General features: G+C 68.6%; 12 protein-coding genes and 2 pseudogenes. 7 read left to right on the top strand and 7 right to left on the bottom strand.

What is annotated here, in order from left to right; genetic code table 11:
• Positions 1-50 precede the first annotated feature (50 nt).
• Positions 51-241 (bottom strand): annotated as a pseudogene (locus ACTWPW_RS47070) (DUF4193 family protein).
• 441 nt (positions 242-682) lie between these two features.
• Here ACTWPW_RS47070 and ACTWPW_RS47065 point away from each other — a divergent pair.
• Complete coding sequence (locus tag ACTWPW_RS47065) at positions 683-1,375, top strand: carbonic anhydrase (RefSeq protein ID WP_375119193.1); 693 nt, start codon at positions 683-685, stop codon at positions 1,373-1,375.
• Positions 1,376-2,238: 863 nt separating this feature from the next.
• On the opposite strand, the pseudogene ACTWPW_RS47060 reads toward ACTWPW_RS47065, so the two are convergent.
• Positions 2,239-2,361 (bottom strand): annotated as a pseudogene (locus ACTWPW_RS47060) (TetR/AcrR family transcriptional regulator); the annotation flags it as partial.
• A gap of 638 nt (positions 2,362-2,999) precedes the next feature.
• Between ACTWPW_RS47060 and ACTWPW_RS47055 the strand changes: the two are divergent.
• Positions 3,000-3,146, top strand: a complete 147-nt coding sequence (locus ACTWPW_RS47055; RefSeq protein ID WP_375119191.1) for a hypothetical protein — start codon at positions 3,000-3,002, stop codon at positions 3,144-3,146.
• 775 nt (positions 3,147-3,921) lie between these two features.
• Positions 3,922-4,587 (top strand): tyrosine-type recombinase/integrase, encoded by a 666-nt coding sequence (locus tag ACTWPW_RS47050; protein ID WP_443172583.1) that lies wholly within the window; start codon positions 3,922-3,924, stop codon positions 4,585-4,587.
• Between the two features lie 784 nt (positions 4,588-5,371).
• Here ACTWPW_RS47050 and ACTWPW_RS47045 read toward each other — a convergent pair.
• Entirely contained in the window at positions 5,372-6,862 is a 1,491-nt protein-coding gene (locus ACTWPW_RS47045) for a carboxylesterase/lipase family protein (RefSeq protein ID WP_375117905.1), read from the bottom strand.
• A gap of 97 nt (positions 6,863-6,959) precedes the next feature.
• Between ACTWPW_RS47045 and ACTWPW_RS47040 the strand changes: the two genes are divergently transcribed.
• Positions 6,960-7,559: a TetR/AcrR family transcriptional regulator gene (locus ACTWPW_RS47040; protein ID WP_375117904.1), complete on the top strand. Its 600-nt coding sequence runs from the start codon at positions 6,960-6,962 to the stop codon at positions 7,557-7,559.
• 250 nt (positions 7,560-7,809) lie between these two features.
• Here ACTWPW_RS47040 and ACTWPW_RS47035 read toward each other — a convergent pair whose 3' ends face one another.
• Both ACTWPW_RS47035 and ACTWPW_RS47030 read right to left on the bottom strand, forming a co-directional pair.
• Complete coding sequence (locus ACTWPW_RS47035; protein WP_443172605.1) at positions 7,810-8,025, bottom strand: hypothetical protein; 216 nt, start codon at positions 8,023-8,025, stop codon at positions 7,810-7,812.
• A gap of 147 nt (positions 8,026-8,172) precedes the next feature.
• Positions 8,173-8,661, bottom strand: coding sequence for a DUF1579 family protein (locus tag ACTWPW_RS47030; RefSeq protein ID WP_443172582.1), 489 nt, complete (start codon positions 8,659-8,661; stop codon positions 8,173-8,175).
• 87 nt (positions 8,662-8,748) lie between these two features.
• Here ACTWPW_RS47030 and ACTWPW_RS47025 point away from each other — a divergent pair, with 87 nt between their 5' ends.
• Entirely contained in the window at positions 8,749-9,087 is a 339-nt protein-coding gene (locus ACTWPW_RS47025) for an ArsR/SmtB family transcription factor (RefSeq protein ID WP_375117902.1), read from the top strand.
• A complete protein-coding gene (locus ACTWPW_RS47020) occupies positions 9,084-9,542 on the top strand; it encodes an SRPBCC family protein (RefSeq protein ID WP_443172581.1) in 459 nt (152 codons plus the stop codon). Before ACTWPW_RS47025 ends, ACTWPW_RS47020 begins: the two co-directional genes overlap by 4 nt.
• Before the next feature lie 292 nt (positions 9,543-9,834).
• On the opposite strand, the gene ACTWPW_RS47015 is transcribed toward ACTWPW_RS47020, so the two are convergent.
• Together ACTWPW_RS47015 and ACTWPW_RS47010 are read right to left on the bottom strand one after the other, a co-directional pair.
• A complete protein-coding gene (locus ACTWPW_RS47015; protein ID WP_443172580.1) occupies positions 9,835-10,452 on the bottom strand; it encodes a hypothetical protein in 618 nt (205 codons plus the stop codon).
• 8 nt (positions 10,453-10,460) lie between these two features.
• Positions 10,461-10,910, bottom strand: a complete 450-nt coding sequence (locus tag ACTWPW_RS47010; RefSeq protein WP_443172579.1) for a hypothetical protein — start codon at positions 10,908-10,910, stop codon at positions 10,461-10,463.
• A 179-nt stretch (positions 10,911-11,089) separates the two neighbouring features.
• On the opposite strand from ACTWPW_RS47010, the gene ACTWPW_RS47005 reads away from it, so the two are divergent.
• On the top strand, positions 11,090-11,977 hold the full coding sequence (locus tag ACTWPW_RS47005) for a DUF1963 domain-containing protein (protein ID WP_443172578.1): 888 nt from the start codon (positions 11,090-11,092) through the stop codon (positions 11,975-11,977).
• The last annotated feature ends 370 nt before the right edge of the window (positions 11,978-12,347 follow it).

Genomic DNA, 12,347 nt, shown 5'->3' with positions numbered 1-12,347 from the left:
GTGCACTCCCTACGTGCTCACTGTGAAGTCGCTGAAGCCGAACCGGCCTGTTACGCCGACCGTATGAGAGGAGCGGCGCGCTGGCTGCGGTGGTGCACCAGGAAGCAGCGCGAGCAGGTGAACTCGTCGTCCTGGGGCGGGATCACCCGCACGGACAGCTCTTCGTTCGACAGATCGGCGCCAGGCTCTCCTCTGCCGGGTCGTCGTCGGTCTTGCGGGGGCTGTCGTAGTCAGTTGCCATGGTGTCCTTACGCCTCATCTATGCGTCTTCCCGGGGCCGCTTGTTGTGTGTGCACCGATCCGCCGGGAGATTCCCGTCCGTTGCTCGCACGAATCCACAACGAACCATCCGGCTCCAAGCGGTCAGGAACGATTCATGGCGGTGGCCGACCGGTTGGGCGGCCACGGAGCTTGGTGACGGCCCGTCCGGAGATGATGCCGGTCCCGCGCCGGGCAGGCTGCGCAGGCCATGGGCAGGGTCGGCGAGAGCGGTCTCGCTGACGAACGTCTCACCTCTGGCAAGCGCTGCGTCTAGGGACACGTACCGGGGCGGAGGGCCTTTGCCGGGAGGGTGGTGTCGCCCCACGCTTTACCGGTCTTTCCGCGCGGAAACAGGGTGACGCAGGTCCGTGAGGGCGCCCCGGCGATCAACGCGTAGTCGGTGTACTGCATACTGGATCCCATGCCTAAGAAGATCATGGGCCGTCGTACAGTACTGCTCGCCGCTGGACTGGTCGCCGGACAGGTCCTGTTAGACGGCGGGGCGGCGCACAGCCTCGCACGACCCTCCGCGCGCCGGCCCGCCACCCCGGACGAGGCGTGGGCGAAGCTGCGCGAGGGCAACCGGCGCTGGGCCGCCGACGCCTCCACCCACCCCCACCAGGACCTCGGCCGGCGCGCGGAGGTCGCCCAGAAGCAGGAACCGTACGCGGTGGTCGTCTCCTGCATCGACTCCCGCGTCCCCCCGGAGATCGTCTTCGACACGGGGATCGGCGACATCCTCACCGTACGCAGCGCCGCCCAGACCATCGACCCCCTCATCGCCGGCGCCATCGAGTACGGCCCCGCCGAACTGGACACACCCCTGATCATGGTGCTCGGCCACCAGCGCTGCGGCGCGGTCACCGCCGCCGCCCACGCCCTCAAGACGGGCACGAAGCTTCCCGGCCACCTGCACCGCATCGTCACCGACCTGCGACCGGCCTATGAGCAAGCCCGCGGGGACGTGGACAGGATGATCCGGATCAACACCACCAATGTCGTGGCCGAACTCAAGGCCGACAAGCTGCTCGCCCCGCGCATCGCCGACCGGAATCTCAAGATCGTGGGCGGGTATTACTCGCTCGACACCGGCAAGGTCACCCGGCTGGTGTGACCGCTTCGCGACGTGGCCGGGGCTGGCGCGTATCAGGTCCCGGCTACGTCGGAAGGGTCCAGGTCGGATGATTGCGCGAACGCGCGGACTATCTCGCTCAGCATGCACGGCTGATGGAGGGCGCCGAGCGGGCACGCCTGGCCGAGGAACGGGCCCGGGAGCTCTTCCCCGAAGCGCACGCCCGGCCCGTTTCCAGGCCGCCTTGAAGGCGTTGCCCGCCGAGCAGGCCGGCCCGTTCGCCGCATCGCTGGTCGAGCTGGTCGCCCTGCAGGCGCGCCGGTTCTGGGGGTAGACCACGTACGGGAGAAAGGGACAGTGGGCTGCTGAACTGCTAGTCAGAGGGGGCGTTTCTCGGATGATGTGACCCTCCGCTGGGATTGATTGCGTTTTTGGTGAACAAGGCATCTGCTGGAGTTGATCGTCGCTACGGTTTCCGGCGTCTGGACGCTGGGATCGAGGCGAGGGACGGCCTTGGGATGACGTGGATCGAGCGAACCGCCTGTCCGCAGTTCAAGCGGCTGACGTCTGCGCGGGTGCCGCACGTGTTCTTCACTGGAGACGGACGCGAGGAACAGGTCGTACCCGGTCACCGAGGCTCGCACCCGCCCCGTGAACTGCGCGGCCCGCACGTATTCGTCGGTCGTGGCAATGAGGGTGTCACAGGGGAGGGTGAGCGGATTGTCTGGCACCTGTGCTCCGGCCGCGGCCATGAGTGGTTTCGGCAGCCCGCTGAAGGCGCTGAAGTAGTCCTCCATCGCCCGCAACCATTGCCGCAACGCCTCGCACTCGTCGCCGAGTTGCGCGATGTCCGCCTGGCGGGCCACCAGTTCCTCCGAGCGCGGTTGCAGCACGGCCGCCGGCAGCGCCTCCCGGGTGGGGAAGTGCCGGTACAGCGTGCCGGGCCCGAGGCCGGCCTCCATGGCCACTGCCTCCAAAGAGGTGCCGACCCCGTACGTCAGGAAGTGCCGCTGCGCCGCTTCGAGCAGGGCCGCGCGGTTGCGCTGGACGTCCGCGCGGGGCGATCCGCCACCACGGTGAGGCGATTGCCACGGCTCGGGGACTTACGGCATGTGGACGCGATCATCGCAGCAGGCTTCACCCTCGACGCCCAGCAGGCCGAGGCCCTCAGGGAGGCAGACCAGTCATCGTCCGCGCGTGCGCGACCATGCAGTGAGAGGTGGGCGAGGTCGCCCGGGGAAGATCTTGCCCGGGTGATGTGCGACCTGCAGCAACGCTGCTGTATTAATCTACAACGTAAAGGCGGCAGCATGAATTTTACTGTCTGTTCGTAAGAACCCGAGGGGAACGGGCTTCGCCCGTACAGACCGTCGAAGACGGATTCTGTGGTTTGACGGGCCGACAATGCCGCCGATCTCCCTGGCGCGCTGTACGGCGTCGTGTCGGCCTTTCCGCTCACGGTTTCCTTGTCGAGCGGCACCTGCAGATCCGCTGGTGGGGGAGCGGCTGCCCCGGCTCACTCCACGCTTACCCTGGCATCCCTCGGCGCCGCGTTGGGGATGTGCGGTGGTGGCGTCCGGCGATGAGGGGTTGTGGCAGGACGAAGGTGGCGGGGGTGGCGGCGCGTCGGGCTGGCCGGTGTAGCTCGGCGGCCTACGTTGGCGGGATGGGAGAGGAGCGGCTGGTGGAGGTCGTCACCGTTGAGGATGACAACCTGGTCTTCCTTCTGGGCCGCCCGGCGACGTTCACCTGGACACGCCGCGGTGGACGGGCACGCTTCTACTGGGTGGAGGAGGTGCTGGGGCGTGGGTGAGGACACGGCAGTGGTGGCGGGAGGATCTGCCGTTCGAGGCTCGGCTCGATATGTGGCGTTATCGGGGGCAGGCCGTGTTCGGAGCAGGCTTCGGGGGGTGCTGGTGTTGTCGTTGGACGTCGCAGGGCGGCGATGGTTGCTGCAGGGGTTCGAGGGCGGCTGAGCGCTGGGCTGGAAGTGGAGTCGGTTGCGGTGTTGGCCATCCTGGCCATGGATTGGTGCGCGCGGATCCGCATGGCCCTCGCCGTCGCGATGATCTGTCGGCAACGTGTCAACCGCTGATCATTCTGTCGGCGATGACGAGGGCTCGGCGATGAGGTGTGCGCGGCGAAGCCGGCCAGGATACGGTCGGGCGCGTGGATAGGCGTGGTGAGCGAATCGCATCACGTACATGAGCGGTCATGGTGGCGCGGCGACCAGGAACACTCCTCGCTGGGGAGGTGCGCGACTCCGGCACGTTATCCGGTACATCGCACCGGGCGTCGCGCGGCGGCCGGCATGAGCGCCGTGCCGAAGGTAACCGCCCTGCGCGGCGGGCACGTCACGCTCGCCGCGGCCGCCGACGCCTTCCTGGCCACCCCCGCACCGCCAACCCCAACACCCACCGCGCCTACGCCTCGGCCATCGACCGCACCATCGAGCGACTCGGCCGCGACCGGCCGCTCGCCGACGTCACCGACGCCGACATCGGCGCCGCGCTCGCCGAGCTGTGGGGTATCAGCGCGCCGGCGACCTGGAACCGTAACCGCGCCGCCGTCACCTCCTGGCTGGCCTGGTGCCGCACCAAGAAGCCACTGGGCCGCGCCGGTCGGTCCCGGCTGAGGCCGAACGCCGTAAGGAGAGCGCTGACGAGACCCGCGCGGTCGCCAAGACCACCATCCATTGGCTGCTGTCCCGCCGCGACATCCCGCTCCGGGAGAAGACCCTGTGGCGGATGCTGTACGAAACGGCCGCCCGGGCCGCCGAGATCCTCGCGCTGAACGTCGAAGACCTCGACCTGGAGCACCGCCGCGCCCCTGTCCGCTCCAAGGGCGACGCCACCGAGTGGGTGTACTGGGACAGCGGCACCGCCCACCTGCTACCCCGCCTCCTCCGGCTCCCCGACGGCAACACGCGCACGCACGGCCCGCTGTTCCTGTCCGAACGCCGCCCGGTCCCGGCCCGCCGCCCCGCGGCCGCCGACATCTGCCCGCACACCGGCCGCGCCCGCCTGGGCTACGACCGCGCCCGCGTCCTGCTGGACACCTACGCCGGGCTCGACCTGCACCAGCTACGCCACAGCGCCGCCACCCACCTCGGCGAAGCCGAAGTCCCGCTGCAGCTCATCATGGGCAAGACCCGCCACAAGAACCCCCGCACCGTCATGTGCTACCTCAAACCCGGTGCCGAGGCCATCGCCAAGGTCACCGAGGTCCTGGCACCCCGCCGCCGTACCCACTGATCAGGAACTTCTCCGAGTGGGAGGGGACGCTGCCCCTTTCTCTCGTACTCGGTCTGGCCCCGATCGTGAACAGGCTGCTGGCCGAGGCCCAGGCCGGGGAGCGCCGGCCGGGTTCGCGCGGACGTTCACCAGCAGTCTCGACACCACGGGCCTGTCCTGGAACCAGACGTTCTCCCTCGGGGTGCTGCTCGGCACCGAGGTGCTCTCCGTACTGCTGACGCTCGCGGCGGCCCGGCACCGCCATCTTCCGCGACCTCACCGCCCCCTCCGCTCCCGTCGAACTAGCCGGCGACCGGGACATCTCGGCCGCGCCCGATGTCGGCACTCCGCTGCCCTGGGGGTGAGAGACCGGCGTCACCGAGGCGACGCCCCGCGCTTCACCCGACGGGGCCGTCAGATCGAGCGCGGCCCCGTGGTACGAGACGCGGAAGAGGCCATGACCCTGGCCAGCATGGACGGGCTCGTGGTGCTCTTCCCCGCCCACGTCACCCGCTACTGGGCACGGCCGGGCATCGCCTACCTGCCGGTCACCGATCTGGAGCCGCTGCCGTACGCGCTGGTGCGGCGGAGGGAGGCGGAGAGCGAGCCCATCCGGGCCCTGGCCGGGATCGTCCGTGACCTGGGCCCTCTCCCGTGGCCTCTCCCGGTTCTTGATGTCGTCCGTCACCCTCGGGTGGGATCTGATGCCAAGCGGGCCGGGTGTTGCCTGGTTGTACGCCAGTTCGCGCTGTCCCGATGGGCAGGTGAGTGGCGGCGTCGCAGCCGTAGGAGCCGACCCGGACAATTACGAGAGATCGAAGGGGGCGGGGGAGTGGCCTTCCCAGATCTGGCGGGATGCCTGTTCGGGGTAGGGCAGAGTCTTCGATTCGGTGTCCAGGACGCGGGTGAGGTGCCCGCCGGGCCGGTGGGCGGCCCAGCCCGCGTCGCCGGTGGTGACGAAGCGGACCCATGCCTGCTGGAGTTCGCGGGAGAGCGCGACGGCCTCGGGAATGGGCTTCTCGCCGATGAGCTGGGTGCCGACGGGGCTGTCCAGCGTGCCGAACGCCAGGGGCACGTCGAGGCTGTGGCAGGCGCCCAGGATGCCGCCGAGGGCCGGGGCGACCCAGCACAGTTCGAACAGGTACGAGGTGCCGCCGGCTGCGGCGTTCGCCTCGGCCAGCTTCTGTGATGGCATGCGGAAGAGGGCGTCGGAGTACACCGTCTCCACCAGCTCCTCCGGGCCTGCCTGCGGGAACGCGGCACGGTAGGCTCGCGCGCCGTCCGGCTGCGGGGCGTGCAGTTCCAGGGCTGCGTGGGCGTCCTGCTCGGTGAAGGTGCCGTACCGTCCGCTCATGACGCTGAAGTACCGGAATTCGTCCCGGGTGTGGCCGACGAGCAGTTCGGTGCCGCTCGCGCGCGCGCCGGTCAGCGCGGGCCAGGGCGTTTCCGGGAGGACCTCGCCGTCGACGACGGGGCACAGCGCGGTGCCGGTCTCCGTGAGGCGTCCCCAGCTCTCCCGGTGCGCGTGGAGGCCGGCGTTGAAGGAGGTGAGCTCGGCGGCCAGGTGCCAGGGGTCGATGTCGCGCAGGGCCTCGGCGGTGGGGGCCGCAGCGCCGAGCCGGTCCGCGAACGCGGCGGTGACCTGCCGTGCCAGCGCGGGGGTGCTGTGCAGCCCCGGCACCGAATGGGCGATGGCCCGCCGGAACAGGCCGCGCGCCGGCTTCATCGTCAGCAGGGCGGCGACCGACCCTGCCCCGGCAGACACCCCGGCCACGGTGACCTGGCCGGGGTCGCCTCCGAAGGCGGCGATGTTGCGCTGCACCCACTCCAGCGCCGCGATCTGGTCGAGGAATCCGCGGTTGGGCGGCGCGTCGTCGAGGAACGCGAATCCCTCCGCGCCCACGCGGCAGTTGATGGTCACCACGACGAGTCCCGCCTCGGCCAGCGCTGCGGGGTCGAACATCGGGTCGCTCGACGCCGCCGAGAGGTAGCCGCCCACGGGGATCCACACCAGCACCGGCAGTCCCGCCGCGCCGGGATCCGGAGTGCCGACGTTGAGCGTCAGCCAGTCGGTGCCCTGCGGGGGCACGTCGATCGGCAGGGACAGCGGCACCACGGGGCCGAACTCGACCGCCTGCCTCGTCCCCTCCCAGCGGTGCGGCGGCGCGGGCGCGGCGAAGCGGAGCGCTCCGACCGGGGGCTGGGCGTAGGGGATGCCGCGGAACACCGCGTGCCCCTGCCGCCGGCGCCCCTGCACGACGCCTTCCGTGGTCCGTACCTTCGGCTGTTCGGACATGACGATTCCTTCCCTCGAGTGGACCCCAGGATTATGGGTCAGATGTATTATGTCAATCGTATTGGAAAAGTCCCGGGATACGAGGGAGGGGCCGGCGATGCCGAAACAGGTGGATCACCGCGAACGCCGCGAAGCGATCGCCCGCGCACTGTGGCGGGTGGTGGAGCAGCGCGGCGTCACACAGCTGACGATGCGCGTGGTGGCGCAGGAGGCGGGCATGTCACTCGGGCAGCTGCAGCACTACTTCGCCTCCCGGACCGCCATGCTCTCCTTCGCCATGGACTTCGCGTCCGAGCAGACCTCGGTGCGCGTACACCAGGGGCTCGAAAAGCTCGGTGACCGTCCGCACCCCCGTGACGTGCTGCGACTGACGCTCGCGGAAATGCTCCCCCTGCATGCCGACGCCCGCGCGACCAGCCGGATGAGCGCCGCCTACGTCCTGGAGGCGCTGCACGACGAGGCCGTGCACGAGCAGGCGCGCCGCGGCCTCGTCCAAGGGCGGGCCCTCGTCGAGCAGCTGGTCCGCCAGGCGATCGCCGACGGGCACATCGACTCCGGCCGCGACCCGGCGACCGAGACCAACCTGCTCCTCGCCCTCACCGGCTTCACCTCCCTGATCGAACTCGACGTGATCGAGCCCCAGGACGCGCTCGCCGCGATCGACGTGCAGCTGGACCGGCTGTTCAGGAGTACGTGACCTGCCCCCGGACACGGGGGCAGGTGGGGACAAGATCAGCTCTGGTCCGGCCGCTCCCCGGCCTGGTGCCATCTGACCAGCCACCTCTACCTCGGCACCGCGCCCGGCGACGACCTTCGCATCTACGTCCTGAGCGTCCGCGCCGACGCCCGCCGTACCGAGCCCCATGCACCGTGGCGGTCAACCACCGGCTGACCCTCACCCGGCTCCATGTTCGCGCGGCCTCCTGATCAGTTCCCTGAACCGACGCTCAGCTGCTCTCGTGGGCGCCGTCGTGGAAGGGGCGCAAATCCCCGGCCACATCAGCTCGGGAGAAGGCGTAGCGGCCCAGGAAGTTGATGTGGTCGTACTGGATCGGCGACAGCCGCGCGCACATCTCAGCGGTGACCGGGCCCGCCGATCCGCCGCATGTGGCATCCGGGCAGGCCACGATGGTCGGCAGCGTCTTGTCCCAGACCGGGATCACCACCCGGAACCGTGATCAGGTGTCGGCGTACACCTCCATGTGCAAAGGCGCGTACGGATAGACGCGCGAAGCATGATGGTGTTGTGGTGCCTGCGCCAGGACCGGCGAGGCGAAACTCGACGGTGAGGCTTTTGATCTGCGAGGGATTCAGCGGCGAGGGATGGCGCTGGGGTTGGGAGCCCTCGTGAAGCTCATGTCCATCCAGTGCCGCCAGTTCGAGCCGTTGTCCGTGCGCTCCCATTCGGCCGTCATGGAGTCGCCGTCTTCGGCGATCACCAGCGTCGCCCGCTCCGTCTCGCCGGCGAACGTCCAGACACCCCCGTCGTCGACGCTTGCCCGCATGGTGACGAAGTTGCCTTGATTGTCGAAGGAGCGCATGGGATAGGTCCGGCTCGCTGGATCGTAGGGCCCGATCATCTCGATGACCTCGACGTGTTCCTCATTCATGCGCACGTCCACACGGTGAATGAGGAAGTGCTCGCCCGCCAGCCACTCGTAGGTGTCCGACCCGGCGACGCGGATCGCCGGGTCGGTCGCGGTGGCCGCGATACGCCCCTGCGAACGCCAACGGCCGACCAGCGCATGCAGGCGCTGGTTCTCCGATCGCGGGGCGCGTGTGCTGTCGTCTCCTGACATGGCGGATCCTCGTCATCGATAGAGTGTAAGATGTTGCTTAAACACTTACATACTGTCCCGGTAGTGCGCAAACGAAGGCGGTGGCCCATGGACGACGCGCTTCGCGCTGTGGCGGACCCGACCCGCCGCGCCATCCTCGTCCTGGTGCGGGATCGCGAAGTATCGGCAGGCGAGATCGCCGAGCGCTTTCCCGAGATCAGTCGCCCTGCGGTATCCCAACATCTGCGAACGCTGACAGCGGCCGGCCTCGTCGACGTCCGCCGTGCAGGCAATCGCCGCTTCTATCGGCTGCGTCCGGAGGGGCTGGCCGAGGCGGTGACGTTCCTGGAGACAATGTGGTCCACCTCGCTCAGCCGCCTCCAGTACGAAGCCGAGCAAGAAGAACGCGCGCACACTGGTGCCCAGGACGTGAAGGGATCGTTGTGAGCAGGACGATTGAGCAGACGTTGCACATCCGTGCGCGTCCCGAGACGGTCTGGCGGTTCTTCACCGACCCGGCACGCCTGGCGCGATGGTGGGGAACGGCCGAACTGGACGCCCGTCCCGGCGGCAGCTTGCAGGTTGCGATGCACGAGGGCCCACGCCCAGTGATGCGCGGACGGTTCGTGGAGTTCGTGCTGTACGAACGTCTCGTTTTCACCTTCGGCTGGGAGGCCACACCGGGAGCGCCCGACATGGCACCAGAGACATCCCGAGTCGAAGTCACTTTGACCCCGGACGGTGACGGCACCGAGCTCACCCTGCGCCACAGCGGTCTGCCGGCCGTACTCGAAGAGGAGACCAGCGACGGCTGGGCGCACCTGCTCCATCGTCTGGGCGAAACGGCAGAACGCCAGGAACTGCGAAGAGGCGTTGGAGAAGCCGGAAGTTGCCGGTGGTGATGCGGTGGACGACGGCGATGGCTTCGGCGTCGGTGAAGTCGTCGGCCGACAGCGGTAGTCCGAGGGCGGCTCGGTGGCGCTGCAGGACGAAGGTGAGCTGGTAGGCGGACACCGGCCGGTCTTCGTGGACGAATTCGATACGGCTGTAGAGCTGGGGTAGCGGGCCAGGCGTTTCGCGATGCCGGGCATGCCGAGGCGGCTGCGGTCGTAATGGTCACGCAGTTGTTCCAGGCCCGCGGTCTTGAGCCGGTCGGCCTCATCGACTTCACCGACCGCAGGAGTCCACGGAAGATCAAGAGGGCAGTGGTTCGTTGATCCTCAGGTGCTCATCGAGGACAGTGATGAGACTGTCGGTCAGGCCGGGGGCGATGTTGGTGGCCCATCGCTGAACGAGCTCGAGGAATCCGCTGAGCTGCTGTTGCGCTGAGATGAGCAGTCTCTGCAACTCGCCGAAGGCGAATTCGATGGCGTGGACCGGGGTATCGTCTTGGTCGCCTTGCCGGAGCCGGATGGTCTGGCCCTGGTGTTCAAGCTGGGTTGTCGGGGCGTGTCCGAGCCAGGTTTCCTGGCCGAGGGGCACGTCCCACCAGTCGCGCCAGTTCTCCAGTCCGAAGCAGCAGCCTGGCGCGACCTCGACGCCCGTGCCGGTGTCACGGAAACGAAGTCCGCCTGGAGCGATCAGGGCTTCGGCTTCGGCGAGGTGCTGTTCCAGGTGGGCCTGGGTCATGCTGGCGACAGGTTCGACAGGGAGCCGGTTGTAGCTGAAGATGACGGCCATCGCGGTCCCGACTTCAGCTGGGGACATCTGGCCGGAGAGCGCGAGAAGCCGATCGCTGGACGGCTCGGCGATTGGCCAGGCCGTGAAGTCAACCGCGTCGTAGGTTTCCAGGACGACATCGACAATGACCATGTCCGCCATTATCGGGCTGCCCGCCGGCTCCTGTGGTGAGTGGGCCGCAGGGGTCTGTACACCGTAATGGTCTCGACGTCAACAAGTCGGGCAGCCACTGGCAAGTCGGGGTCGGGTCTCAGGTCGCCGTGCCGGGGGTCGGCGAGCTGTGCTTCAAGGTCGGCGAGGCGACGGTCCTGGAACCGCAGGTTCGCCCGTGCGGCCTTCAACCGCTCGTCCAGGGTCCGGTTGTCGGTGGTGAGTTGCCGTACTCGCTGCTTGAGGGTGGTGTTCTCGGTGGTGATGCGCCGGATGGCGTCTTGCGTCCACTCAGCCTCAAGATCTCGGATCCGGCCCAGGAGTTCGCCGATGCGGCCCCGCTGTTGGACGATCTTGGCGTGGGCTGCCTTCAACGCGTCCTCGGCGTTGAGGGCGCGCTCCCGCCATGTTGCTTCCTGCTTTGCCGCTACCAAGATCACGCTACCAAGGTCGGTTGCAGTTGAACGTGCCGGTGTTCGCGTGTTGTTGCGGTGCTCGTGTCGGTGTTCAGGTTGAGTTGTCCCTCGGACGGGAGGTTCGAGGTCCGGTACGCCCCCGTGGGCGGCAGGCTGTGTCGCTGCTCGCCCACCGCTTCCGTTCGAGATCAGGTCCGGGCAGTATGAGCGGCGTGCAGGACTGGATGCTGGATTTCGCGGAGTACGTCCGGGAGCTGTTACCCGAGGAGCTCGCCGAGCCGTTCCTCGCCCTGGCCCGTCCGGCCATCCGGCTGTCGATCGCCGAGATGGGCGCGACCACGGTCGGCCGGCTGGGCGGCCTGCCCCGGCTCCCTGAAGGGATGCCGTGGCCGCGCGCCGGCGACGGTGGTCCCGCGATGCAGTTCCTCGCCGAACTGGACTGCGTGGCACTCGCGGCCTACGAGTCGGACATCGACCTGCCCGCCGAGGGAACGCTGTTGTTCTTCGCCACCTGGGACTGCACGGCCGCGCAGGTGGTCCCGCTGCCTCCCGGGGCCGTACGCGTCCCCGAGCGCGAGGTGCCCCTCCGCGGGGAGGCGCGGGTGTTCCCCGAGGTGCCGCTCGCCGCAGTCACCGAGCCGAGCTGGCCAGATCTTGGCCATCCCGCTGTGCTGGACGCCTTCGGGAGTCTGGATGCGGCCAGGGAACTGGTGTGGGACCGCATGGTGTACGCCGACGCCGAGAACCTCGACGACGAGGATCCCGACATCGGGGACGGTGGCGAGACCTTCGCCTGGGAGCTTGAGCTATACGACCAACGGCGTAAGAGGCCTGGGCCGCAGCATCAGGTCGGCGGCTACTCTGACGCCCTGCAGTCGCCGGTCGAAACCGCGGCCGCGTCCGCGGCCGGGCTGAGGCCGGATGATCCCGGCTTCGCGGCGGAGGCCTCCCAGTGGGTCAATCTTCTCCAGCTTGACGAGGACAACGGGATGATCTTCGGAGACGGAGGCATCCTGATCTTCGGCATCCGCCGGGACCGGCTGGCCGCCCGCGACTTCAGCCAGGTTTTCCCCTATGTCCAAGGGCACTGACATCTACTAGCCGGACGTTTGAGTTCCTCTCAGCACGGAGCGACCTGAACAAGTCCGCTCCGAAACCGTCCGAGCCAGGGTGTCGTGCCGCAGATCAGAGCCTGTCCCGGCCGCTAACTCATCAGTACGATCTCCAACCTGTGCAAGGGCGGATCACCCAGGCGCCGTGCTCCCACCGCCGCCGCGCGCCGCCGGTCACGTACGGCACTGACCGCACTGCTTGCGGCACGTCGCGTAGGCGGTCTAGGGCGTGTATTTGGTTGTGATCAATCTGCGGGATCCGCCCTCGTTTCGGGGTCCGATCCGGTAGATCGTTTTGCGTGACGCGAGTGCAATTGACGGATGTGGAGTGGGAGTTCATCGAGCCCTA

The organism is Nonomuraea sp. KM90, from assembly GCF_052246675.1.
Taxonomy (GTDB): Bacteria; Actinomycetota; Actinomycetes; order Streptosporangiales; family Streptosporangiaceae; genus Nonomuraea.
The sequence above is the reverse complement of the archived record's forward strand: the minus strand, read 5'-3'. Positions and strand labels throughout refer to the sequence as shown.

Coding starts and splice junctions, on each gene's coding strand:
- ACTWPW_RS47045 (WP_375117905.1), bottom strand. CDS start 6,862: ATGTCCGAACAGCCGAAGGTACGGACCACGGAAGGCGTCGTGCAGGGG.
- ACTWPW_RS47030 (WP_443172582.1), bottom strand. CDS start 8,661: ATGTCAGGAGACGACAGCACACGCGCCCCGCGATCGGAGAACCAGCGC.
- ACTWPW_RS47040 (WP_375117904.1), top strand. CDS start 6,960: ATGCCGAAACAGGTGGATCACCGCGAACGCCGCGAAGCGATCGCCCGC.
- ACTWPW_RS47005 (WP_443172578.1), top strand. CDS start 11,090: ATGAGCGGCGTGCAGGACTGGATGCTGGATTTCGCGGAGTACGTCCGG.
- ACTWPW_RS47025 (WP_375117902.1), top strand. CDS start 8,749: ATGGACGACGCGCTTCGCGCTGTGGCGGACCCGACCCGCCGCGCCATC.
- ACTWPW_RS47055 (WP_375119191.1), top strand. CDS start 3,000: ATGGGAGAGGAGCGGCTGGTGGAGGTCGTCACCGTTGAGGATGACAAC.
- ACTWPW_RS47015 (WP_443172580.1), bottom strand. CDS start 10,452: ATGGTCATTGTCGATGTCGTCCTGGAAACCTACGACGCGGTTGACTTC.
- ACTWPW_RS47065 (WP_375119193.1), top strand. CDS start 683: ATGCCTAAGAAGATCATGGGCCGTCGTACAGTACTGCTCGCCGCTGGA.